General features: G+C 46.5%; 21 protein-coding genes and 1 pseudogene. 12 read left to right on the top strand and 10 right to left on the bottom strand.

Annotated features, from left to right (window positions below; all coding sequences use genetic code 11):
• Positions 1 to 87 precede the first annotated feature (87 nt).
• From ychF to KDM89_RS08215, 3 genes are all read right to left on the bottom strand, one after another.
• Entirely contained in the window at positions 88 to 1,179 is a 1,092-nt protein-coding gene (gene ychF, locus KDM89_RS08225) for a redox-regulated ATPase YchF (RefSeq protein ID WP_212687471.1), read from the bottom strand.
• 346 nt (positions 1,180 to 1,525) lie between these two features.
• The gene (locus KDM89_RS08220) at positions 1,526 to 2,899 is read right to left on the bottom strand and encodes an MATE family efflux transporter (RefSeq protein WP_212687470.1); all 1,374 of its coding nucleotides are present in this window, start codon (positions 2,897 to 2,899) and stop codon (positions 1,526 to 1,528) included.
• Between the two features lie 119 nt (positions 2,900 to 3,018).
• Positions 3,019 to 4,716 carry an SgrR family transcriptional regulator gene (locus KDM89_RS08215; protein WP_212687469.1) on the bottom strand — a complete coding sequence of 566 codons (1,698 nt, stop codon included), beginning with the start codon at positions 4,714 to 4,716 and terminating at the stop codon, positions 3,019 to 3,021.
• A gap of 166 nt (positions 4,717 to 4,882) precedes the next feature.
• On the opposite strand from KDM89_RS08215, the gene KDM89_RS08210 reads away from it, so the two are divergent.
• The 3 genes from KDM89_RS08210 to KDM89_RS08200 all read left to right on the top strand — a co-directional run bounded on the left by KDM89_RS08210 (position 4,883) and on the right by KDM89_RS08200 (position 8,519).
• Positions 4,883 to 6,256, top strand: a complete 1,374-nt coding sequence (locus KDM89_RS08210; RefSeq protein ID WP_212687468.1) for an MFS transporter — start codon at positions 4,883 to 4,885, stop codon at positions 6,254 to 6,256.
• 173 nt (positions 6,257 to 6,429) lie between these two features.
• Positions 6,430 to 7,044, top strand: a complete 615-nt coding sequence (locus tag KDM89_RS08205; RefSeq protein WP_212687467.1) for a hypothetical protein — start codon at positions 6,430 to 6,432, stop codon at positions 7,042 to 7,044.
• 164 nt (positions 7,045 to 7,208) lie between these two features.
• Positions 7,209 to 8,519 (top strand): hypothetical protein, encoded by a 1,311-nt coding sequence (locus KDM89_RS08200; protein WP_212687466.1) that lies wholly within the window; start codon positions 7,209 to 7,211, stop codon positions 8,517 to 8,519.
• A gap of 289 nt (positions 8,520 to 8,808) precedes the next feature.
• Here the strand turns inward: KDM89_RS08200 and KDM89_RS08195 are convergent, their stop codons facing one another.
• The 6 genes and pseudogenes from KDM89_RS08195 to KDM89_RS08175 all read right to left on the bottom strand — a co-directional run bounded on the left by KDM89_RS08195 (position 8,809) and on the right by KDM89_RS08175 (position 14,733).
• Positions 8,809 to 9,891, bottom strand: a complete 1,083-nt coding sequence (locus tag KDM89_RS08195; RefSeq protein WP_230427753.1) for a hypothetical protein — start codon at positions 9,889 to 9,891, stop codon at positions 8,809 to 8,811.
• A 108-nt stretch (positions 9,892 to 9,999) separates the two neighbouring features.
• Positions 10,000 to 10,338 (bottom strand): annotated as a pseudogene (locus KDM89_RS22965) (TniQ family protein); the annotation flags it as partial.
• Positions 10,335 to 11,312 carry a TniB family NTP-binding protein gene (locus tag KDM89_RS08190; RefSeq protein WP_212687464.1) on the bottom strand — a complete coding sequence of 326 codons (978 nt, stop codon included), beginning with the start codon at positions 11,310 to 11,312 and terminating at the stop codon, positions 10,335 to 10,337. The gene KDM89_RS08190 and the pseudogene KDM89_RS22965, both read right to left, overlap by 4 nt.
• A gap of 4 nt (positions 11,313 to 11,316) precedes the next feature.
• On the bottom strand, positions 11,317 to 13,287 hold the full coding sequence (locus KDM89_RS08185) for an integrase catalytic domain-containing protein (protein ID WP_212687463.1): 1,971 nt from the start codon (positions 13,285 to 13,287) through the stop codon (positions 11,317 to 11,319).
• Positions 13,271 to 13,999: a TnsA endonuclease N-terminal domain-containing protein gene (locus tag KDM89_RS08180; RefSeq protein WP_212687462.1), complete on the bottom strand. Its 729-nt coding sequence runs from the start codon at positions 13,997 to 13,999 to the stop codon at positions 13,271 to 13,273. The genes KDM89_RS08185 and KDM89_RS08180 overlap by 17 nt, the downstream gene beginning before the upstream one ends.
• 221 nt (positions 14,000 to 14,220) lie before the next feature.
• Positions 14,221 to 14,733: a helix-turn-helix domain-containing protein gene (locus KDM89_RS08175; protein ID WP_212687461.1), complete on the bottom strand. Its 513-nt coding sequence runs from the start codon at positions 14,731 to 14,733 to the stop codon at positions 14,221 to 14,223.
• A 166-nt stretch (positions 14,734 to 14,899) separates the two neighbouring features.
• Here KDM89_RS08175 and KDM89_RS08170 point away from each other — a divergent pair, with 166 nt between their 5' ends.
• The 4 genes from KDM89_RS08170 (at position 14,900) to KDM89_RS08155 (ending at position 21,337) form a co-directional block, all read left to right on the top strand.
• The gene (locus KDM89_RS08170) at positions 14,900 to 16,141 is read left to right on the top strand and encodes a hypothetical protein (protein WP_212687460.1); all 1,242 of its coding nucleotides are present in this window, start codon (positions 14,900 to 14,902) and stop codon (positions 16,139 to 16,141) included.
• Entirely contained in the window at positions 16,138 to 18,417 is a 2,280-nt protein-coding gene (locus KDM89_RS08165) for a hypothetical protein (RefSeq protein ID WP_212687459.1), read from the top strand. The genes KDM89_RS08170 and KDM89_RS08165 overlap by 4 nt, the downstream gene beginning before the upstream one ends.
• Before the next feature lie 111 nt (positions 18,418 to 18,528).
• On the top strand, positions 18,529 to 20,187 hold the full coding sequence (locus KDM89_RS08160) for an ATP-dependent nuclease (RefSeq protein WP_212687458.1): 1,659 nt from the start codon (positions 18,529 to 18,531) through the stop codon (positions 20,185 to 20,187).
• Complete coding sequence (locus KDM89_RS08155) at positions 20,180 to 21,337, top strand: UvrD-helicase domain-containing protein (RefSeq protein WP_212687457.1); 1,158 nt, start codon at positions 20,180 to 20,182, stop codon at positions 21,335 to 21,337. Before KDM89_RS08160 ends, KDM89_RS08155 begins: the two co-directional genes overlap by 8 nt.
• A gap of 140 nt (positions 21,338 to 21,477) precedes the next feature.
• On the opposite strand, the gene KDM89_RS08150 is transcribed toward KDM89_RS08155, so the two are convergent.
• Positions 21,478 to 21,726 carry a helix-turn-helix domain-containing protein gene (locus KDM89_RS08150; protein ID WP_230427752.1) on the bottom strand — a complete coding sequence of 83 codons (249 nt, stop codon included), beginning with the start codon at positions 21,724 to 21,726 and terminating at the stop codon, positions 21,478 to 21,480.
• A 161-nt stretch (positions 21,727 to 21,887) separates the two neighbouring features.
• Here KDM89_RS08150 and KDM89_RS08145 point away from each other — a divergent pair, with 161 nt between their 5' ends.
• The 5 genes from KDM89_RS08145 to KDM89_RS08125 all read left to right on the top strand — a co-directional run.
• On the top strand, positions 21,888 to 22,133 hold the full coding sequence (locus KDM89_RS08145) for a hypothetical protein (protein WP_212687456.1): 246 nt from the start codon (positions 21,888 to 21,890) through the stop codon (positions 22,131 to 22,133).
• A 515-nt stretch (positions 22,134 to 22,648) separates the two neighbouring features.
• Positions 22,649 to 23,560 (top strand): SPFH domain-containing protein, encoded by a 912-nt coding sequence (locus KDM89_RS08140; protein WP_230427751.1) that lies wholly within the window; start codon positions 22,649 to 22,651, stop codon positions 23,558 to 23,560.
• Positions 23,561 to 23,583: 23 nt separating this feature from the next.
• Positions 23,584 to 24,075 carry a hypothetical protein gene (locus KDM89_RS08135; protein ID WP_212687455.1) on the top strand — a complete coding sequence of 164 codons (492 nt, stop codon included), beginning with the start codon at positions 23,584 to 23,586 and terminating at the stop codon, positions 24,073 to 24,075.
• On the top strand, positions 24,068 to 24,277 hold the full coding sequence (locus KDM89_RS08130) for a type II toxin-antitoxin system antitoxin (RefSeq protein ID WP_212687454.1): 210 nt from the start codon (positions 24,068 to 24,070) through the stop codon (positions 24,275 to 24,277). Before KDM89_RS08135 ends, KDM89_RS08130 begins: the two co-directional genes overlap by 8 nt.
• A 196-nt stretch (positions 24,278 to 24,473) precedes the next feature.
• The coding region (locus KDM89_RS08125) for an aldehyde dehydrogenase family protein (protein ID WP_212687678.1) at positions 24,474 to 25,095 on the top strand (622 nt) is incomplete at its 3' end.

Here is a 25,095-nt window from a genome sequence, read left to right as displayed (position 1 = left end):
GCAAGAAAGCGCCGTACTGATCCGGCACTTTCTGCGGGCAACAAAAAACCGCGCAGCTGCGCGGTTTTTTGTTGGATACGGAAATGATCAGACGTTGAACAGGAAGTTCAGTACGTCGCCGTCTTTGACCACATATTCCTTACCTTCAGCGCGCATTTTGCCTGCTTCTTTAGCGCCGGTTTCACCTTTGTACTGGATGAAATCGTCGAAAGCGATGGTTTGTGCGCGGATGAAGCCGCGTTCGAAGTCGGTATGGATCACGCCTGCAGCTTGCGGTGCAGTGTCGCCGATATGAATAGTCCAAGCGCGTACTTCTTTGACGCCAGCGGTGAAGTAAGTTTGCAGACCCAGCAGTTTGAAACCGGCACGGATCAGACGGTCCAGACCTGGTTCTTTCATGCCCAGATCAGCCAGGAAAGCAGCTTTGTCTTCTTCTTCCAGATCCGCGATTTCAGATTCGATCGATGCGCAGATGGAAACGATAGGTGCGTTTTGCGCATTCGCGTATTCGGTCAGTTTATCCAGCAGCGGATTGTTTTCGAAGCCGTCTTCCGACACGTTGGCAACGTACATGGCCGGTTTGGCGGTGATCAGGCACAGTGGTTTCAGCAGTGCCAGTTCTTCTGCATCCAGACCCATGCCGCGTACCGGTTTGGCATCGTTCAGGGTTGGCAGGACTTTTTCATACAGATTCACCAGTTTGATGGCGTCTTTGTCACCGGATTTGGCTTTTTTGCCTTCGCGCTGCAGCGCTTTTTCCAGTGTGCCGAGGTCAGCCAGCGCCAGTTCGGTCTGGATAACTTCGATGTCGGCGATAGGATCAACACGACCGGCAACGTGGACCACGTTCGGATCTTCAAAGCAACGCACCACGTTCACAATCGCATCGGTTTCGCGGATGTGGGACAGGAACTGGTTACCCAGACCTTCACCTTTGGATGCACCGGCAACCAGACCGGCGATGTCAACGAATTCCACGATGGCCGGTACGATGCGTTCCGGCTTGATGATGCCAGCCAGCTGACCCAGACGCGGATCAGGCACTTCCACCACGCCCACGTTCGGTTCGATAGTACAGAAAGGATAGTTTTCTGCCGGAATGCCTGCTTTAGTCAGTGCATTGAACAGAGTGGATTTGCCGACGTTAGGCAAGCCGACGATGCCGCATTTGAGACTCATGGTGTTTGTGTATTCAGGATGAAATTAACCCGCTATTTTACCGGAAAAGCCAGTCCAAACCGGAAAATCCTGTACCGGCCTGCCTTTGTGACGGCAGCGCGGGTAAAAGGCGGGGAAAGCTCGGGGCAGGGTGGCTGCTATCTGAGAGATTGCCGCTATCCGGCAAGGGTGGCTTGCCGTGGTTGCAGCCGGTTTGGAATGGCTAAAAATGCACTGTTTTAGTGCGAAATGCGGTGTTTAGCACAGCACCCCGGCGGTCGTCGGCAGAAAGTCCGGACTTCACAAAAACACGCATGCGGACTTCTGCACAATTTCCATTGCCGGTATGTCGGTAGCAGACAGCGCCTCAGTGCGCAGGCGTGCCCAGCGCGCGCAGGCTGACGCGGTGCAGGAAGCGCAGCAGCAGCGCACCGGCGACAGTCAGGCCGGATACCAGCCCGACCCAGAATCCCTGCGATGCCATCGGCGATGCAGGCCACGGCATCCAGTCCGGTGCCAGACCGAGCAGGCAGCCGACCGGCAGCGCAATGCCGTAAAACGCGGTCAGGTGGATCAGCATCGGCGTACGGGTGATTTTGTAGCCGCGCACTGCGCAGGAAGTGGTGACCTGCGCGGCATCGGATAACTGGAACACGGCGGCGAACAACAGCAGGGTTGCCGTCAGTTGCTGTACTGCCGGATCAGACGTGTAGGCAGCGGCAATCACATGGCGGAATACCGTGATCAGCGTCGCGGAAAACACCGCAAACACCAGGCCGGCGGCGACACCGACCCAGGAAACAAAACGGGCGCGTTCGGCATCGCCTTCCCCCAGCGCCTGCCCGACTCGGGTAGTCAGCGCGATACCGATACTCAGCGGCACCATGAACACTAAGGACGAAAAATTCAGTGCGATTTGGTTGGCGGCGACTTCGACTACGCCGAAACGTGCAATCAGCAAGCCCACGGCACAAAACGCCGATACTTCCGCAAAGTACGTCACGCTGATCGGCAAACCCAGTTTCAGCATGGAGCGGATTTCCGGCCAGTGCGGCGCTTCAGCCTGCGCAAACGGATAGGTACGCTGATACGCTTCTGAGCGGCGTATCCAGTACAGCATCGCTCCCAGCATTAGCCATAAACCGCTACCGGTCGCCAGCGCACAACCGCTCGCACCCAGTGCCGGGAAACCGAAATGGCCGTAAATAAACAGCCAGTTAATCAGCACGTTATACGCCAGCCCCAGCAGCGCAATCACCATCACCGGTTTGGTCTGATTCAGGCTGGTGGTGTAACCGTACAGCGCGCGGTACATCGCAAACGCGGGCATGCCGATACTGATCAGATGCACAAACTGCTTGGCTTTTTCCGCGACCGGCGCATCCAGCGATAAGTGATCAAATACAAAAGTCGATGCGTTCAGCAGCAAACACGCCAGCAAACCACCACCCAGCCCCAGCCACATCGCCTGCCGCATCTGATGCGGAATCCGGTCTTCGCGACCGGCACCGGTTTCATGCGCAATCACGGTATTCACCGCCATCATCAGACCCATGACCGTGACCAGCACAATGGTCCATACCGAAGTTCCCAGCGATACCGCCGCCAGTTCTTCTGCATTCAGATGCCCGGTCATCGCCACATCCGCCACACCCATACCCACGGTCGCAATCTGGCCAACCAGCACTGGCCATGCCAGTTGCCATAAAGCGGAAAATTCGGAACGGATCTGGTGTTTCATAAGTATTCTTTTCAAAAATGCAAAGCATCAGCAATTTTGCTGATGCGGAACGGCGAATCTGGCATGTTACCTGATTCCGGCAACGGATTATGCGGAAATCCGGTCAGGACGGGCAGAAATCAGTTGGTGCTGCTGAGATCTTTCTTCACCCACAACTCACAAAACGAAACAAAGCCCAGCGGTGTCATGCGGACACCGGCAATATGCGGTGCGACGCTGACGAAATGGCTTTCGTGGGACAGAGGAATGATCCAGTAGCCTTGTACCAGTTCACGTCCGATGTTGGCATAGGCTTGCATGCGGTTAGCGGCGTCGGGCATGGACTGAATGTCACATAATTGTTTATCCAGCCACTGATTCATGCTGTCCGGCAGCCAGTGGCGGAAATGGCTGTCATTGCCAAACCATTCAAAACAGCCGAAATCTTTATCGTCATGCAGCATTTCGCGGCCCAGATACAGATCGCATTGTTGCAGCCAGTCGCGTGCGATTTGTTCTTTCAGCGGGATTGTTTTCCACTCCACTGAAAAACCAGCCTGCTCGAGTAAGGCTTTAATCCTTTCCGCCAGCTGGCGCATTTCTTTGGTCTGTCCGCTGATCAGGCGCAGACGGGTACCAGCCGCCACGCGCTGATGGTGTTCCGGACTGGTTTTGTGCTGCCATTCGGGCAGCAAGCCGTAGGCCGGTGCGCGCGCGGGCTCCGGTTCAGGAAACAGTAATTCCGGTTTCAGGATGGCGGCGATTTGCTGGCGGCCGGATTGCTGGCGCAGCAAAGGCGTATCCGGATTCATAATCAGATAAGTGCAGCCGCTTTCATCGACTTTTTGTTGTTGCTGATTTGCCTGTCCCGGTGGCGTGTAGCCATACTGCATGTCAAATGTCGGTTCGGCGACACAAGGTTGCATGACCCATAAGTCTATTTCATCCAGCAGCGCACCTTCGCGGTAATACGAAGCAAATGCGCGCAGCGTCAGCTGATACGGATTATTCCGTATCACCTGAAATGCGCCGGAGCCGACCGGAAACTGCGCAAAGTTACGTGCACGCTGACGCGGCACGACGGAACTCATCGACGTCGCCAGCAAATGCGGCCACAGCCAGTCGCTGTGTTTCAGATAAAAACTGACGCGCCGGTCCGGCCCGGTTTCCACCCGCAGTAAATGGCGGTACAGACGCTGGTTCATGGATGTCTGATCGCGCAGGCGCAAAAAGCTGGCTTTCACATCCTCGGGGCCAAGGTCTGAACCATCGTGAAAATGCAAACGCGGCCTGAGCCAGAAATGCCAGACACTGCCGTCTTCATTGTGTTCCCAGTGATGCGCGATCACCGGACGCAGGCTGCGGGTCTGGTGATCAAAGGTCATTAGCCGCGAAAAAATCTGGCGCACCAGATGCGCTTCCAGTCGTCCGTAGGCATGCATAGGATCGAGGGTGGAAACCGGGCGGTACATCGGCAAACGCAAGACGTCGCGGTTGCCGTCACGCAAATCCAGAAATTCCGGTAAGCGCGCTGCCAGTTGTTTTTTCTGTTGTCTGCCGAGGCTGGCAAATGCCTGTTCCAGTTCACCCTGTGCCAGCAAGCCCTGAATCTGATCGAGTGCCAGTGCATCCGGCGTGACACGGAATTCCAGTTCGGAATGATGTCCGCGCCCGCGCGCCGGTGTCCAGCGCAGCCAGCCCTGATCCTGCATTTTGCTCAGCAAGTGGCGCATATTACGTTCGCTGCAATGCATCGCATCTGCCAGTGCAGGCAAGCCGGGTTGCTTCTGATCGTGCATCAGCTGATACAAACGGTTGAACTGGTCACGCAGTTTCATAAGTCCGGAATCGGTAAAAGGAATGGAAAGATTATGCCGTGTAAGGCTGAAAATAAAAGCGGAAATGATGCAGGCATTCTTATCCGTTTTTATGTGCAGCTTTTATGAGGATACTGTAAATCAGCAATGATTCGTCAGTTCATCATCAGTACATCAGGAGAGTGATATGAGTGGATGTTCAGGAGTTCCCGCCGTGACAACAGCTGCATGGCGGCAATCGCGGCTGATGCAATGGATACCGGCGTTTCCGGCACCGGTGCCGCGTCTGCTGGGCAGTTCGCTGATTTTCGTGATGGGGCGTGCGGTGTCCTTGCCGCTGGTGGTTTTGTATTTGTCACAGGCCTTGCAATTGTCACAAACGCATATCGGCTGGATGCTTGGCTTCGCGTCACTGATCGCAACCTTGTCCGGCCCGCTGGCCGGTATGCTGGCTGACCGCTATGCGAAAACCCGGCTGATGGCGATTGCCTGTCTGATTGCAGCCGCAGCAGTGCTGATGCTCAGCGTCTCACCGAATGCCGGTTTTGCAGTGCTGGCGCTGGCAGCGATTGAAGCGGCGCTGGTATTGCGCAGTGTCAGTCTGAAAGCCTTGCTGGCGGATTATCTGCCCGGCGAATTGCGCGCCCGTGCATTTTCCATGAATTACCTGATGATTAATCTCGGCTTCACGATCGGTCCGCTGATTGGAGCCGCCTTGTTTGCGCACTGGATCGCTGCGCCGTTCTGGCTGGCAGCGATATTTGTGCTGGCTGCAGGCTGGATCGTGCGTGACAGTGCGATGCAGCGCAGTCAGGCGGCCAGTCCGCAACTTGCGGAAGCTGTTGTTGCTAAAACCAGTCTGCGGGAAACTCTCCAGGCTTTGCGCAGTGACCGGATTCTGTTGTTATTCACACTGGCCAGTATCCTGACGTCGTTTGTGTTCGGACGCTTTATTTCCGGTTATCTGGCGCAGTATCTGATTGCTTTGTATGGTGCGCAACAGGCGGCCGGAACCATTACCAGCGTGCTGGTGACGAATGCGGTGCTGGTGGTAGCGCTGCAGTATCTGGTCGGCAGCCGGATTCAGAACCGTTATCTGTTGCGCTGGATTACAGCAGGGGTGGGATTTTATCTGGCTGGCTTACTCGCGTATGCAGCGGCTGACAGCCAGATCAGCTGGATACTCGCGACGGTGGTGTTTTCAGTCGGCGAAATCATTGTGATTCCGTGTGAGTATCTGTTCATTGATCTGATTGCACCGGCCAGTCAGCGCGGCGCGTATTACGGCGTGCAAACGCTGGCCAGTCTGGGGACTGCACTGAATGCTGTGGTCTGTGCTTATCTGCTGACCCATGCAGGCAGTACCGCAATGTTTGCAACGCTGATAATGGCTGGTGTACTCGGCGTTGCGTTGTATGCACTGGGCTGGCATTTCCGTCACCGCGCTGTTCAGCGGGCGGCATTGCCGGATGCACATGCGCTGCCTGAGCAGCACGAATACAGCGATGCTGTAAGAATGCTGAGTCGCAATGCAGTGCGTGGTTTACGCAACCTGACATAAATGAAGGATCTCAGAGTTGCTGAAAATTACTCTCTTTGATTTTTCAGGACTTTTTTACGCTGATGAGACATCTAAATATTACCGAATTCTCAAAAGAAATGAAAATTCTCTACTTTTTCTCATAGAAACTGAGGAAAATATCTGCCTTAGATAATTGCAGAATGTGATATTTCATGGATACCCTTACCTTTATTATAAAGATAGTTGAAGCAGCAGCTTGGCCGGTTACAACGATTTCCTTAGTGTTATTACTAAAAAAAGAAATCGGTGCGCTAATACCATTTTTGAAGAAATTCAAGGCGGGTCCCTTGGAAGCCGAATTCGAAAGAGAAGTGCAAGAAATTCGCTTTGAGACAAATCAGAAAATTCCGTTACCCAAAGAGGCAACTTTATTGTCGCCACAACTGAGAAAACTTCATCAACTCGCCTCAGTAAATCCTCGATCAGCAATTATTGAGGCCTGGCGAGAGGTAATATTCGCTGCCGAAAATTTGTTGCAGCGATCTGGTGCTGTCAATGCTAATAATGGCGTGATGTTTCCTTACGAAGTTAAGCAAAGACTTGAGAAAGCAGGTCTCTTAAATGTTGAACAGCTCACTTTGTTCAATGATCTTAGGAAGTTACGAAATCAAGCATCTCACACGCCGAACTTTGAACCAACATCTGAGTCGACACTTGGATATATCGATCTTGCCGTTCGATTGGCATCAATATTGAATGAAACTGGAGAGGTCCGTAGTACACTCGATATGTCAGAATATGGCGATTCTCAGTCAAAAGCAGTGTGAGTTGTAAAAGTTGTTATATGACTTATCAGGTTGTGTTGTAATCGCGATATTCCGAAGCCAATCTGGCAGTTGCTCAATGATGTACGGTATAGCGTTTAATCACATAGCAAGTATAGCCGTAGTACAATAAAAATAATGTAATTTTGACACCAAATTATTCAGTGATGACAAAAACATCCATTTTTTTTTCATGGCAATCCGATCGAAACTCGCTGACTGGCCGAAACCTTATAGAGAGAGCGCTCGAACGAGCAATTTCAAAAATCTCAAAAGATATAAATTTGTTTGAACCCGATCGAGATGGTGGAGCTTTGATACTCGACCGCGACACCAGGAATGTTGCAGGCTCTCCGCCTATAGTGGAAACCATTTTTAGAAAAATAGATTCCGCCGCTGTTTTTGTCCCCGATCTAACCTTCGTTGGTACCCGAAGCGATCAACGCCCAACACCAAATCCGAACGTCTTGATCGAATATGGATGGGCGCTCAAAGTTCTTGGGCATGGGCGTGTTGTTGGCGTAATGAACACAGCATATGGTGAACCAAGCGGCGAGAACATGCCATTTGATCTTCGTCATCAACGTAATCCAATTACATATTTTTGCCCAGAAGGTGCAAGTGATGCTGTTAAAGTGGCCGCTAGGGATTCGCTCGCAAAAGACTTTGAAAATGCTCTTCGAGCAGTGTTTAGCAGTAAGGAGTATCAGGAAACTTTGCCAGGCGAGATACCCACGCGATTGAATCAACTTCTCGGTCAAATCAATTTAGTTCGCCATGAAAAGATTCGTCCGTCTCATGTTGCTCAAATGCTTGGCGAAGATCACGCACTGGAAGTTGAGGGCTGGTTCCTTGGTAAGAAAACTCCGACATTCACCAATCTTTTGGGCATCGCCGAACTATTTGGAGTAGAAGCCAAATGGCTACAGCACGGTGATGGTCATATTTATCCAGTGGCACACGAAGAACTATCAAGAAACCCGGTCGAAGCGGTAAATCGTTTATTGAGTTGGGATGGGGAAGTAGATAAGTTAGAAGAGCTGCATTTAATTCGTGCAGCGGATGATGCAGGTAGTTTGTATATTGTGAAAAAATCCAAGCACCATCACTTTCGAATCTACCATACCCTAATTCATGTTTCAGAGGTGATTGGTGCTACTGGTGAGGCCGACTTGATGTCTCTTTTCGTTACATTAGAGTTCTTGTATAAGCGCCGTTCTGAGGATGGATACAAAGTTTCCATCGTAGGACACGAAATGACGCGTGAAGATATTTTTGTATTGGTTAAAGGAAACACAAATCCTGGGCTGTTTCTCAACAAAAGAAAATCTACGTGGTGGGAGGATATCTGGGATCGTAATATGAACGGAAGCAATTACTGGCCTGGCTATCATTCATTGCGTGAAAGGATCGAGCGAGGTATTTCTATGAATGCACATCTTACACAATTACGAGCAAATATCCGGCGCGGGATGTGATGAACGATTGCAAAACCCTTACCGGCGACGCGTTATTGGCTAAATAGAGTGTCTCGTCTGAGACTGCGAATTGGTCATCCAATGTCATCTAGGTACAAATTTTTTTCAAAAAACCCACTTGATCGGAAGTAGTTGATGGATTGTTGTCGTTTGCGAATGATTACCCCTGAAAAGGAATTGATTAGGATCTCAATAAAATCAGACAATACAAATAAATCGCCTCCAGTTTACTACACATAAGTAGCCAAGAAAATTTCTGCACAAAATTACCTAGCTGAAAACTTCTATTTTAATTAAGGAACTTGGAAATTGGTGAACGAGTTTCTTTCCACCAATTATTGAAATCTACAGTGTTAAAAATTAATCCCGAAATTCCTCGATAAAACGAAATATGCCCCAATGTTGGCAATTTTCCGACGAGGATATCAGATATGAATTTCACGAATTCACTATCCGAAAAGCCGTAATACTCCAAAATGCGATGTCCGAAAATTTCTTCGTCACTGCCCGTGCGTCTACGTCGATAAACCGAAAGATGTTCTACGAATTGTGAGATTTCTAAACATGAAAAATAGGGACTCAAAGAACTGTTGTCAAACTTATGAAAAATGTGAATTATCCCAGCGTTAACGAGTTCATCGACTCTTTCCTCGGATATACCAAGTAAAATTTCAGCACTTTTTTTTGTAATTTGGTTTTCAATATAATTGCGGGCCAATTTTGCAGAGTCTTGCTCTATAAAAATCCTCTCTGGTCTATTTTCTGACTTATCAAATCTACCGACTAGGATACCGTGAAGCATTAAATTTTCTATTTTCTCACTTGGAATATGAAATTTTTCGATCACACTTTTTTTCGAAATGAAGCGTGATATTTCAATATCCTCTTCTGATATTTTGCAAAGAGCAATACTTGAACCATGCCAGTGGCTACGCATAAATTCTGTATATGCCGATCTTAAAAAATCAAATTTTTTTGGTTTGAAATTGCCATGAATTATTCTAACTAATCGTAAAAAATCTTTTGGTAACGCCGAAATTAATGGATTTTTGTCAGTAAATCCAGAATAGAATTTTAAAAATGATTTGAATCCTGTTGGCCACTTCTTGAGTAAGTGTGCAGTTTCAAATACTAATGCGTTTGCGTGTTTTATATTTGATGGCCTAAAATTTCTCTGGGTTGGTGTTGATGCACTTTTATTGGTATGGCTACCAAGCATGAGTATTAGATTTGCAATATCAAGGATATCGATTTTTTCTAAAATAGAATATTGGTGCTCACCACAATGATGATTACTGAATTGTCCTGCGGAAGATAACAATTTTTTTTCTATGAATTGACAAAATCGGTGTGTTTCTACGTCACTAGTCATAGAACTCATTTGGGAAAAAGAGGCACCACACAAACACTGGGATAAACTTCGTCTAGTCCATTTAACATCCTCCCCGCATTTCGTGCAGTTCCCGAGCAGTTGCATACGGTGCTTCGAGCAAGATACATAAAAAGAATATTCCCACACCCATTTCCAGATGGCTTCCTCTGCTAAACACAAGGGGCAAAAACGAGACGTCGAGCTCACGATATAAATTTGACGGATCCCAATCGTATGAGATTTGACCCCCAGAAGACGTTGAGTCCAACTTGGAACGCTACCATGTAAGGAGACGCCGACAAGTGGACGCAGAAATTCTTCCAAATCAGCGACATCTTTAAGCCATGTGACCTGTTCATATGAATTTTTATCCGCAAGTCTCCGTAGAAACCCACGAACGCTCTCACCAGGCAATGGCGATAAATGGAGTAATAAAGATGAAGTCATCTACGCCTACTATTGAGCTTCGTAAACGTCGACGTATCGCCAGAAAATGGTTCTCCCTGTTGATTTAGGCGGCGGAATTTGAATTTATCGTTGAAGGGATTAAGCACTCCAACACCATCCCGCCATATTTCTTGAACAAAAGCTTGTTCTAATAAATGGCAATCTAATGAAATCTTATTCTCCGAAATCATTATTTCAAATGCGCCAATCAGCAGCTTCTTCAAATATCCAATTAAACCATTGCATGCGAAATATATACGTCGAGCCAAGTCGACCTCTGCTAGTCCAGACGTTTTTTTCTTCGAGAAAGTGATTTCCATTTCTTTTAGAAGGGATCGAAATTCGATTTCTCCATTTTCAGAATCTATTGAGAATGCAGAAAGCTCAAGACGAGTTGAAAATCGACGACGAAGTTGTTCATTCACATGTAAAATATTTTCACAACGAGGCAATCCCATGAGCAAACATGGGCGGTTAGCATCTTCGATAAACAATTTAAGCCAGTCTGCCACGGCCAGCAATGATTGATTACGTCCATGATCATAAAAATGCTGGAACTCATCAAAAATGATCAATTGCACTTTGCATTCGCGCATAAACTCTAACGCACGTCTGCGTTTGTCAGATGCTGTTCCTCGATAAAAAATTGGATCGCCCAAAGAGACTAGAATAGCTTCCGCCAGACCCTTAAGTGTAGGTACCGCAGGTGTCTCTACGTACAATATAGGCATCACCATATTCCCATCTTGCCGATTGGCTGGGTAGATAAATTGCAGATAACGGGCGATCCAAGTTTTTCCCGCTCCAGACTCTCCAACTAAAAGGGTATGCCTAGATTCAGCTCCGTGGACAGATACCTCCATTACATATTCAAGCCGCTTTACTACCTTTGCGAAGTTTTTATGAGGAATTAGATGATTTTCACATTCCCTGAGGTGCGCGTAAAAATCATCATTTACATGATATTCTTTCATTGAGTCACTTCCGCTTTTTGCCAAGAACATGCATGTTTATTGACCCAATAGATGGTAGATCCTCGCTGCCTATTGAAGATGAAAAACGTTCGGAACTTTCTTTGATTTCACCTATGGCAGTGGCATCAGATCCCATTATGTCTTTTTGATTCGTACCTATCCCCCTAAGTTTTCCTGATTTTTGACGGGTACGCTGCGACTTACTACTCGCCATTTCATATACGATTTCCCGAAGATCAGCTTTTGCTTTGGCTAGTGCATTAAAATTTACCTGGCCAGAATTTTTTTCGCGCACATGTTTGGAAAGAAGATCATGTTGGACGAGATTTAAATTTCGTGTGTAATCTTGATCTAATGCGGGAACCAATATCGCAGACTGAGTGGCTGGATCAATAACGTGCACATATGAAAGATCGCCAAAATAATGGCGAACATCTACTTGGACGCGAGGACCATAACGTTTTCTAATAACATCTAATGCTGAATCGTTATAGCGAATATTGTTAAGATCAATTCCATAGCTACCAAGAACACGTTGAGATGTACGCCCTAATGCGATGTCAAGGCGCTCTGGGTTTTTAAGTAAAGCCGGAGGATACGCCGACATGCCTTCATTCCATTTTATGTATGGAATTGCACGTATCCCACGATGTATCGTCTGCGCATAAATATCAAGCATCCATTTGTGTAGATATTGAACCAACTGATCAAACTCGACTATTGCATCTTTTAGAGGGTCATAATCCTCTCGATGAAACCAACGTGCGAAACTACTTCCAGGCAACATACGCGAAAAACTGAAATTTACGGTCTTTAAAAAACGTTCGATAGTCCCTTTGTAGTATGGCTGACGTTTTGGGCAAAATATCAGATGAGTACCCATTTCCAACGCTACCCGTTCAAGTTCCATGCTCCGGAATTCACTACCATTATCGCAAACTAAGTTTTCAATAATTCCATAGCAAGGCCAATCAGATTCTACGGTTTTAAACTTATCTCGCAAATATGTCTTTGGCATAATTGCATTACGCAGGCACGCAAAAACAGATTCAATTGATGTTCCTTGAAAGCCTATGTGAATCCCTACAGGCATTTTTGAAAATACATCGATTGCCAAAGTAACAGTGGGACGTCCCAAGGGAAGATTTGTTTCTCGATCAAATACGAATAAATCTAGCGGCGTGTGATCAATTTCCACTCTTTCCATGATGCGAGTTGGATTTGGGCCATTTCCGCTTGAGCGAAATTTCATTTTTGCGATACGGGGGCTATATCTTGCACACGTAGTCTCAAATTTATCTAGGCTTGCAATTGCACGATAGACCGTTGCCCGACTAGGCATTTTTAGTTTCTCACTGCTAGAACGGAATTCGTTTTCCTTATTAATTTTATGCAAAAGATCGAAATACACTTCTGATGCAGGCTCTCGTAATTGGGTCATATAAATTCTCTCAATAGATTGCTGCAAAAGCGTCTGAATTTCCGGGCGCAGTCGACTTCCGGATCCACCACGTTTATCGAATCGGTCGATTAATGCTCGGTAATCTCCTTGATTTGTGATGATTGCCCGATACCATCGATAAACAGAGGTACATGATGGAGGATTTGCATCCTTTAACTTTTCGGCACAAGCTTTAATATGTGGTTGCAACTTTTCTGGAGTAGAAATAAACCTACCGCAACTAGTCACAAATTCAACATACTTTTTTTTACGAATCGCTTTTTGTTGAACAGCGTCTGAAAATGTGGAAAGCGCTCTTCCGGTAATTTTTTCTGTTTTTTTATTTTCTGATGTGTCAACGAATATGAGTAATTTCTGCTCGTATTTTCCCAGTAGCTCATTTAACGTTGTGTTTGTTAGAGTCCCGTCGACATAGCTCTCTAGTTGTACTCGACCTTCCGATAACATACGACGAATAAGGAAATTTACATTCTTAATGGAGATAGTCGTACCAACCTTAAAAGAATAATTCATGATCGAAATTTTCCTTTGGTTGTATGTTTAACTTGGTATCTTCATTGACGATTTTTCGTAAGTCGCAAAATAAGATTTGCTCTGCAATTAACCGCCATGTTGTGCGCGGATCGCCAAGCAGTGCCGTAACTTTCTTGAAAGTAGTTTGGGGTGTTTTCGAGAGTTTCTCGATAAGTTGACGCCGTTCAAAAAGTGAAAATGGCATGCCACGATATTTCGCCATTAGTCCCAGATTTACGAGTAATTCAGCTTGCCTAATCTGATGATCCTGAAAAATCCAGAAAGTAAATCCATATCGGAAATAATGACGTTCAATATTTTTAAACCTTACGCGTTCAACTGGATCCAGTAGCTTCTCGGCTGGCTTAATTTCTACATATTGCACTTCGTTTGATTTTAAAATCAATTCGAAATCAGGGGTATAGCGGTGACTTCTTTCATTCAAAAAATGATTAATCGTATGAGGTTGTTCGCGATATGCAGATACACCATGCGAAAACTCGAAAATGAGGATCGCATCTCGCTCTAATTGGCTTTCCCAATGAATCATACGATTCATTTTTCGTGAAGGAAATTTCCCGCGCACGCGACCAAATGAATTGTTGACAGGTTCTCGTGCACGAATTGGAGTTAACGATTTTGATTTTTTTGGGGCGATAGGCAGCCCAATCGCAGTGGACGTTTTCCATTGCGATACTATTATTGCAGACATAAGTTCCCCTTTTGCGTCAGTAAATGAACCCAAACTTGGTCATTACGAAACGCAAATTGTCGATTGAGATTGATTAAGGGGCTTGACCGCGGAGTAGAAGAGGACGATACTAGATTTGTGGATCGGGGTAACGTCAGTTATTCCACTCGAGCGGGACAAGCCTTTAAAAGTTTGTCCTGTTTGTTTTTCTCCTATTTATATTCAAAATACTTCCTATTGCCTTATAGCTTTAAGACCTCACTAATGGCGTTGATCTGTGCTGGTTTTAGGTGACTGACTGAATCAAATATCTTCCAAACCATTTCGTACACACGCGGGTCCGCTTGTACCGGCATGCTGTAGCGCATTTTCGAAAATTTTATCGACTCTTGCAGAGCAATTTTCTCTTCATTCGTTAATTTTGCAGCCTCTTCCAATTTGCTGACGATTGCAATTCCAGGTATTCCTTTACGTCCACCAGCAAGCGCGCTCAAATACGATGGATCAACCCCGATCAAGTAAGCGAGTTCTTTTTGGCGCATCTGACGGGAGCGACATAAATCTTGAATGAAAACTGAAAACGGGGTCATTTTCTCGATTTTTAAGAAAAAGTTATTGTCCTGAATTTTATACTTATTCGAATAAAATTGCGAAAAAATATTTATAATCAAATACTTGCATAGTTTTTTAGTGATTTTTTTAGTGATGAAATCCAACATAAATAATGGACATAATTTGATTTCAGAACTATTCAATTTGCGTACCATAAGGCAATTAAGTACCATTTTATGCACTTTGGTCTTGTGAGAGATGCAATATATTCTTCGAATATCCTTGCATTTGTTGTCACAATACTGGCAACATACCTCCTCTTGATTTGAAAGACTTAGCACACTCTCTAAATATAAGGAATTGCCTCACATGCACGCTTTTCCGACTTCGCTTGAGGATATGGAGGCTAGACTTATCGCCCCACCTGACTCTTCGGATAGAACCCTACTCTTTGATTCACAAAAAATACGGAAAAATACAAATAAACTACTTGCTGAATCATCGACTGTTCAATGGTTAGTCACTTGGACACGTGGGTTAGGAGGGCGCATTCATATAGAGCCTATAGCGAACGAACTTCCTGTTGATATGTTAAAACGAATCTCCGACACGTTACCCGGATCTCTACTTGGGTTGCTTTCAGAAGAATCGCTAGGTAATGTACCCAAAATTGCATTGGCAAAATATAAAGATGCTTATTTTAAGCAGCAACGTACCTGGCCAGACTTAAACGTGCATGATCAGGCTGCACTTCTTTGTTTAGATAATGTGCCAGCTGTGATCGGGCTTCCAAATCAACTTTATCCCCCGTCCACAATATTGCGAGTTGCCAATCGAGATCAGTTCTCAAACCTGGTTGACCAACTCATTAAGGCAGTTACCGCGGAAGAAAATATTCGTGGTGCAATCACAAATCATCGTGATCGATTAACCACAATATTGCACGAACTGTTCAAGAATACACATGATCATGCTCGAACCACTGTTGATAAACAACCTTTACCACTTTCAATTCGCGGCCCATACGCCCGGTTTTATTCTCCTGGACAACTAGCCTACTCTGCGCCGCCAATTCAAAAGGACAAGGCCGGTAACGAAGTTTTACCGGATATTAATCAGGCTGAGCGCTATGCATCGTACTTCCTTCTACCAAGATCACAAAATAATGTTCATCGACTAGCGCCTACGTCTGATCGAAAATTTCTTGGTTTATTAGAACTATCTGTTTTTGATACAGGCCCAGGATTTGCTGCAACATATTTGAAAAATGGATTTGAGCAAGCTTCTGTTCAAGAGCAATTCGATGCAGTTTTGGGCTGTTTCAGCACTGGGAGATCCTCGACTGGAGACGAAAGTCGAGGATTCGGTTTATGGAAAGTCTTGCGCGATTTACGTGAATTGAAGGGATTTATCCGTGTTCGTACAAATCGGGTACATGTATATCGTGATTTTGCATGGTATGGCGATATGTTCTTGCAGTCTGATATTAACGCGCCCGCTGAACGCATGATGGACTGGCGCCGGGGAATAACACGGAAGATCTCGGAGGACTATCCAGATATGTTGGGTGCTCATGTCTCCGTTCTTATACCTTTGGGCGACAACTTATGAGTCCGTTTTCCACATGCACATATGTTCGCAAAGGTCCAAATAATTTACCAATCAATATCCTGTCAGTTTTTTTACATCCTGTTTCCTTTTGTGAAGAAGACCTAGACGAGGTAATTGCGCCATTGCTGACATCCAATGGTTCACTAGATCGAGTGCATTTCCATGGTGCAATTGAACCGATTAAGCATGTCCGTAATATATTTAACAGTGAATCAGCCGTCATACGCTCTCGTCTTAAAAAAACGCTACAAAATATCGAAAAACAAGTAGTGTTTATAACGTGGTCACAAAAAGAAGGCGAAAATTTCTTAGTAGAAACATTGCTAGGTAGTTCTCCAAGTGAGTCAGACATAGCTCAATTAGAGCAGCGTTTTTCACTCTTCGAAGCGTTCGCCAATAATGGCGGACTAGTAACTGCTGGACGTGGGACTCACTTTACGAAACCGTCGGGAACACATTCGCTGCAGTTCTTGCGGGCGGCAAATGTGCTGGAAAATAGTGGCGTAAGTCACCAATTGACCTTCTGGTTGCTTCCCCTACTTCGATCTTTCAAAATAAACAGATTGATTGTGGATACATCTGGAATTGCATCGATCGCATATGCAATTGCATATGAACGTGTACGGCAAGACGTTGCGGCATCGCTACCGATGATCGAGTCTCATGCATCGTATGGTGGACTAGATTCACTCGTCGTTTCTGACGCAGAGAACACAGTATTCCTGATATCTGCATCAACTTCAGGTAGCTTAGCAAATAAATTAATCGCAAAGGGAGCCAAACCGAAGAACATTTTTACACTGTTTTTCTTAGGGATCGAAACACCCGGAACGGTAATATGTCATTTAAATGAAGAGAAGTCTATTCTCTTCAACGGTCTCCCAGACATAGAAAATTATAAAGCGGCCTCCTGTCCTGAGTGTGTGAAGCATTCCTATGCTATACCAATCGTAGGTGATCAATTCCGAACTGAGCCAGCCAAAGTAGAGGAAATAACGGTAGCATTGGCTGATTTTGACGAGGCATCGCGATCCTTATTAGATCGATTAGTCAGTACCGGTGTGTTCAGAGTATTTCGAGCCGTAGGAAATCGGCAATTCGAACTCTATCTTGATATAGAAAGCATACTTACAGGTAAATCCAGCGATCCTGACGGGCAGCAACGCGTACAAGATATTAACCAGCGCACAGAACGCCTTGTTCGTCGAGGAATGCCGGTGCATTTACACCGAATCGTGCCAACGGCATATCCCGGCGCAAATGCTATTGCAAAGTTAGCTCACAACTTACTACCGCCTGACGTGAAAGCCACCGCACAAATTAAATCGTCACAGGAATTATTACCAGCGCCTCAAAACGCAGAATCAGCCACGCTAGTGGTGTCAGGATGCATGGATGATACGTATGAATTAATGAATATAAGTCGTGACCTGCGTACTGTGCAGCCTGGAGGTAGTATCACCTACGTTAGCCCAATCTTTCGCGCGAGTTCTGATGAAGAGCGCAAACGAATAGAGTCAAATCTAACTTTTGGAGATCAAGGGCCAAAAACATTTACATTACTCTCAGTGATGAATATTAACTTGCCGCCCTGCATTCTCAATCATAGTTGGCAACTTGAATACGATCGTCTAAATGCTCTGACATACTGGTGCGACTTGCAAGATGTAAACGTGTCACAAGATATTATTAGTCGCATCGAACTGTTGCGTGTTGCGCCTTCCGAAGGCCTGACAGACAACCTTTTCTGGTCCGCATCATCTGGTGACGCATTACGCTTGAGTGCGGATTTCACCATGATTCCGACTCGAGATGGGCAGCGAATCGTCACACAATCCGACGTATTCGCCATCGTTGCAACCTTGCTTCACAAGTATCGCCAAGGAGTACCGAAAAAGCCTAAGCTTGTGTACAGAACCTACGAGCGCACCGTAATTTCCCCAGAAAGTTTTCAACGATTTAGCGACGGCGTTCTTCAAGCAGCCTTCCTTCGGGCGGCCCGAGAAGGTGAAATTGCCTATGGCAATTGTGATGATAAGGTTAGCGAACGTATGCTTGCATTTTTACTAGGAGAGGTAGGGGCTACTAAGCATGGAGCTGGTCATGCACTCATGGAATACCTAATTGCTTTCCTAATTGGGCGCTTAACGTTACATCCGACACATACCCGAGCATTTCTTGACATGGTTATTGACAGCGATGTGTCATCATCAATCACTTTAATTGCGCGTTTCTTGATCTACGAAATGGATTCGAAAAAGTCACCGGCTTCCTAGTCTTGCTGCCTGTTAGAGTGCCAATAGACAGCAAAACTGGTGACGCTGAACGTGTGCTGTTTGAAGTTGAGCAGCACCTTTAAAGTTTGCACGGTGATAGAGGATATTAAAGTGAAGGTTAAATCAATCAAGCTAATCAACTTCAAAAAATTTCGCGACGAATTTCTTGAGTTCAATGACGACGTCAATATTTTCGTCGGTGATAACAATGCTGGCAAAAGCACGATCCTAGAAGCATTAGAAATTGTGCTCAATTACAATCATCGCGGCCGCCCCTTTAATAGTGAATTCTCATCTGATCTTTTCAATCAGGATGCCGTCAAAGTGTTCCTCGCCAGCGACAAGACCTCGAAGCACCTTCCCAGTCTGATCATCGAGGCCTATATTGATGGTGTACCTGACTACAGAGGGGCGAATAATAGTCGCAAGGTGGACGCTCAGGGCGTCATGGTAAAGGCCTGTTTCGATGCGTCGCTGGAAGCGGTGTACGAGAGCTACCTGCTGACCGAGCCTAACTTAACCAGCATTCCTATTGAGTTCTACAAGCTAGACTGGCTTGATTTTGGCTGGAACCAAATAAAGCCGATCTCTAAAAAGTTCAACGCTCTGTACATCGACCCCACACGCATCCACCCAACGATGGGCAAGAATCAGTACATTTCGAGCATCCTCAACACTGCACTTGAGAAGGAAGATTTGCTCAAGTTGACTATCAATTTTCGTGAAAGCCGGCAGGTGTTTAACAACGCGGGAGAGGTCAAAGCGGTTAACGCCGACCTCGATGCTGAGCACCTCGTCACTGATCGCAAACTCACTATTGCAGCAAGTACACTATCAGCAGGCTCTATACAGACCGGACTGCAACTGGAAGTCGATGATGTGCCATTTCACTTCATCGGCAAAGGCGAGCAAAGCAATATACAGATCAAGCTGGCGATCCAGAACAAATCTCACGATATTGATCTGGTAATGATGGAGGAGCCCGAAAACCACCTGTCCCACATTAATCTGAACAAATTGGTGCACTACATTGAGAACCGGCGCGCTAATAAGCAGCTGTTCCTAACCACCCACAGTTCATATGTGCTAAACAAGCTTAGCGTCGACAAAATTTGCCTTGTGCAATCAAGATACAAGAGGCTACACACGCTAGAACCAAAAGTGGTTAAAACCCTTAAACGCCTCCCTGGCTACGACACCCTTCGGGTGGCGCTGTCGGGCAAGGTGATTTTGGTTGAAGGGCCATCAGACGAGCTGGTGCTCAAAAAAATATACCATCGAAAACATAACAAACTGCCTGAAGAGGACGGAATTGACATCATAGTAGTGCGCGGTGTGGGGTTCGAGACGTTTATAGCGGTGGGCAAAGAGATCGGTACCAAGATCCATGTACTCAGAGACAATGATGGTGATTATCATAACAACATAGTTGAAGCACGATTGGAGTATGCGGCGTTTCCTAACGTTAAACTGTTTTCATCAGATAACAACGCGGCTTTTTCTCTTGAACCGGCGATGATTTATGCCAACGCGATCGATCTCAAGTCACTTGATGCCTTTGCAAAGGAAGTACTGTCTACTGCGACCTATAAGCTGTACGAAGCTAAAGTGACCTTGGAAGATAGAAGAGACTATTTGATCGAGTGGTTTAAAAGCGTCACGGGCAACGGTAAAGGTGCTCGAAAGGTCGATTCGGCGGTCAAACTTTTCGATGGCATGCTGGACTTTAAGTATCCCCTCTTCTTGGACGAGGTACTCGATTTTGCCTAACGAACTTTGGCTTGCGGGCGCTGGGTCAGGCAAAACGCACAAGATCATTACGGACGCCATTGAGGTTATCAAGGGCGGTGGGCGAGTGCTGGTAGTTACTTATACTATGAACAATCAAGCGGAGCTGCGCGCCCGATTTGTCGAACTCTATGGTACCTGTAGCGAGTATTTCGTCGTTAAAGGACTGTTCTCTTTTTACCTTGAAGACATGGTGCGCCCCTATCAGAGCGAGGTGTTTCCCGATCGGATAACGACCATCTCGTTCACTGAGAACAATCCTCACTTGATACCAGGTACAACAATTTATATTAAAGGTAGAGCTGAAAAATCGGTAGGCGGAGCGATAAATCCGCTGCATTATCTCACTCCCTGCAAAACCAAGGCTTACTCCGGATTGTTGGCAAAGCTTGCAACGCTTATTTCGAAGCGATCTAAAGGCGCTCCTGCTAAACGGTTGAATGAGATTTATCAAAGAGTTTTTTTTGATGAAGTACAGGATTTGGTCGGCTGGGATTACGACGTGCTCGAATCTATCAACAAGGTGATGATCAATTCGATCTGTTGTGTAGGGGATTTTCGGCAAACTATTTACACCACGACATTTGGCCATAAGGCCCCGCAAACACCTCAGCAGAAAATTGATTACTTTGTCGATAAGATGAAGTTCAAAAAGAATTCCATGCCCCGAAATCGCAGGTGTATCCAGGAAATCTGCGACTTATCCGATAAGATTCATGCTGAACTGTATGACAAGACGATATCGGGAGTTGAGAAAATTCCTGAAGAGATCGCACATCACTGTGGAGCGTTCATTGTAAAACAATCCCAGCTAACCGATTATCTAGCCACCTTTCAGCCTCAAGTTCTCCGCTGGTCGTCTACCACTGGTAGTAGGTACCTCCCAAGTAACCTTATCTGTTACACGTTCGGATCTTGCAAGGGTCTTGGTTTTGACCGAGTGCTCGTAATCCTGTCGGATAAACATCTAAAATTTATAGGTGGTGACGCAAAAGTTTTCGAGAAAGATAAAACAGATGAGTCACGGAACAAGCTTTACGTAGCGATCACCCGCGCTCGTTATAGCCTTGCATTCCTTGTCGAAGATAAGTTGGTAAAAGATTTACCTTATCCTGTGTGGAATGGCGCTTAAGTTTTGAGGCAAAGTGGCTGACTGCGAATTTACGAATGTTCAGTCGATATCCATTGGCATAGATATAACTCCCCGGCACACTCAGCTGACTCACTCCCCCCGCCAAAGCTTCGCTGTAATTTGAGAATAAACGCTAAACTTTACTCTTGGTTAGGTGTTTTTGAGGGATTCAATTCAGACTCAACATCGATTAGCATTTTTGAGGGAGACGTTCCTAATGCTTTTGCTAGCTTAAACATAATACGAATCGTTGGTTGATTAACTCCACGCTCAATTAAGCTAACAAAATTTCGTTCCACGTCGGCTTCCAACGCGAGTTGCTCTTGCGACAATTTTGCCTCCTTACGTAGGCGTCGCAACACATAACCAAAAACGACCGCTGGATCCAAACATTTCTCCCAATATGTTGGGAGAAATAGTGTTCTTCGGTTAATATTAAGTCTTCACAATATATTGGTAATTTTGTGAAAATCAACGCGTGCTTACTAATTATTGTCATCATTTCAATGGTTGCGATGACTTGGCAATCAGAAAAAAATTGGACCTAAATATGGCTATAAAGAACTGGATTGGCTTCTGCTCAATCGTCTTCCTTCTAATTGCTTGCGAACCGGCAAGAGAACCTGTTGAGAAGTTGAGTTACGAGCAACTACAAAAAATTTCTGATTCTTGTTTCGCTAATGGAAAAATTGCAACGGATAATTATTGCAAAGAAGTGGCGTCTGTTTTCGAAACTCAACGGTCAGTGCGTAAAGAAAAAGCTCGCCTTGCTAAATTGTTCGCAGAACATCATTAACTTAAACTTAACAAAACTATAGCTACCGTCAATTAGATGCAAATGCTTTTGCTCGTTTAAAACAATATCAGGTGCTGACAACACCGTTTGATAATTTAAAAAATACATATTAGATTACTGTCGCCATTGTCAGTGTTTTTTTATGGTATTTCGGTGAAAAGCCAGCAGATCCTAGCTTTTTCCAACAACACGGCTATCAATTCGATTGATATTTTTAACACTTTCTATTGATTCAAAATTATTCGTTTCTTTGAAATAAATGCACGACAGTTACAATAATTAAAATGAAGAAAATAGAAAAATGGGCGACAAATGGACTATTCCGTTTGTCGCCCATTTTTCTATTCAATAACTCATTGAAGGAAATTTTCACTAACTCCGAGAAACGTTTTTCATCTCAATGAGACATTTATCAGTAACTCTGAGATCCTACAATAAATTCCTTGCATTTTCGTAATGAAACTCCTAAAGTGATATCACTTTGATTTCATCGTGAGATCGTATAAGGGGCAAACATGACAACGTCAAACGAAGTTTCTATGCGCAGTACAAATATCAGAGAAATATCCCGTTCTTCCGCCAGTGGTTATCTGATTCTGGCCATCGCTTTCCTGCTGATCGCATTCGGCATTGCCGGTCTGATCTGGGGTGGGGCGATGCCGGGTTACAGCATCCTGCTGAAAATTCTGGCGATTACCGTCGGGTCTTTGCTGTTCAGTGGTTTCTATATGCTGCAGCCGAATGAAGCTGCTTTGCTGAGTCTGTTTGGTGACTACAAAGGTACAGACCGCAGCCAGGGGCTGCGCTGGGTGAATCCTTTTCTCAGCAAACGCAAACTCAGTCTGCGCGCCCGCACGCTGAACACACCGCCGCTGAAGGTGAATGACAAGCGCGGCAATCCGGTGGAAATCGGTGCGGCGATCGTCTGGCGCGTCAACGATACGGCACTGGCAATCTATAACGTCGATGATTTTGAGCGCTTTGTTTCGGTGCAGGCAGAAGCTGCGCTGCGTCATCTGGCAACGCAGTATGCCTATGACGAAGGGGATGATCTGGTGGACGGCGAAGTGACACTGCGTGCCGGTATGGATGTGGTAGTGAATGCAATGAAACAGGAATTACATGACCGCTTTTCTGCTGCCGGTATTCAGGTGGAAGATGCCAAACTGACCCATCTGGCTTATGCACCGGAAATTGCTCAGGTGATGTTACGCCGCCAGCAGGCTGAAGCGATTATCAGCGCCCGTAAGAAAATTGTGCAGGGTGCGGTCAGCATGGTGGAAGGTGCATTGCAGGGCTTGTCCGAACGCCAGATTGTCGAACTCGATGATGAGCGCAAGGCGGCCATGGTCAGCAATCTGCTGGTGGTATTGTGCAGTGAACGTGATACCCAGCCTGTAGTGAATGCCGGTACGCTGTATAACTGATCTGCTGGTGCACAGGTGACATCATGGATGAGATTGTTTATGAAGAGCAGCAGACCGCGATCTGGTTTTTATGGATCATTGCGGTAATCGTCACAGCGGATCTGGTGCTGTGGCAGCAAATCGGTGAACAGGCGAATCTGCATGAAAAATCCGTAGTATTGCTGACGTCCGCATTGGTCATCATTGTTTTGCTGCTGATGCACCGCATGACCATCACGCTGACAACACGTGAATTGCGCTGGCGTTACACCTGGATCAGTTTTCCCGGCTGGCGTATTCCGTTGACTGATATTCGCCGTGTGGAAGTCACGAAATCTGTATGGATAGAAGGCTGGGGTATCCGCTACACCACCACCGGTATGTTGTACAACGTGACTGGTACGCAGGCCATACGTCTGCATCTGAAAAACGGTAAGACGCTGCGTCTGGGCAGTCAGCAACCCGGTCACTGGTATAGTTTGTTGCAGGCTCGTACCGGACCAGATGCCGGTATCGCAGGAAATCGTTATGGCTAGTCCGAATAAAAAATCCTTCCCGCTGCGGATAGATCCGCAGTTATGGCAGGAAATCGAAAGGCTGGCAGCGCAGGAGTTACGCAGTGTGAATGCGCAGGTGGAATACCTGTTGCGCGAAGCACTGGCGAAACGCGGGCGTCTGCCGGATACAAAAAAAACTGCTGTACCCTCACAGGATGCAGAATTGCCGGACGATACTTAAGCTTCCGGCAGTGCTTTTTGCTGTGCTGAAATCGTCAATATTCATTCGGAATTAGCGCCTATCTGTGCCGGCGCGTCTTGCCTACTATCGGCAGATTTCCTCATTCCGGCAATCTGACTGCCGGTACTTTTCCGTATCAGCAAACATGACGACTTTTTCAGCCACCACAGCGCAGGCAGCCAGCCTGCTGGCGCAAATGGGTGCCGACCTGCATTCCTGTTCCGGCACCGACATCCAGAGCATTTCCCCGATTTCCGGCACTACCATGGCCAGTCTGCGCGCCGATACACCAGCGCAAGTGACCGAACGCATCAGCCGTGCGCAGCAGGCTTTCCTGCAATGGCGCACCGTACCGGCACCGCGCCGTGGCGAACTGATCCGTTTGTTCGGCGAAGAGCTGCGTCAGCATAAACAGGCGCTCGGTGAACTGGTCACCCTCGAAGCCGGCAAAATTCTGCAGGAAGGTCTGGGCGAAGTGCAGGAAATGATCGATATCTGCGACTTCGCGGTCGGTCTATCCCGCCAGTTATATGGTCTGACAATTGCCTCTGAACGTCCGGGTCACCGCATGATGGAACAATGGCATCCGGTAGGTGTGGTCGGCGTGATTTCTGCGTTTAACTTCCCGGTGGCAGTCTGGGCCTGGAATGCGGCACTGGCCTTTGTCTGCGGCGACAGCGTGGTCTGGAAACCATCTGAAAAAACACCGCTGACCGCGATTGCAACCCACGCTTTATTTATGCGTGCGGTACAGCGTTTCGGCAGCGATGCACCGGAAGGTCTGGCAGAACTGATCATCGGTGGCCGCGATACCGGCG

The organism is Cognatundibacterium luofuense, assembly GCF_018139685.1.
GTDB classification, from domain to species: Bacteria; Pseudomonadota; Gammaproteobacteria; order Burkholderiales; family Burkholderiaceae_D; genus Undibacterium; species Undibacterium luofuense.
Note: the sequence above shows the minus strand (reverse complement) of the source record. Positions and strands in the feature narration are given on the sequence as shown.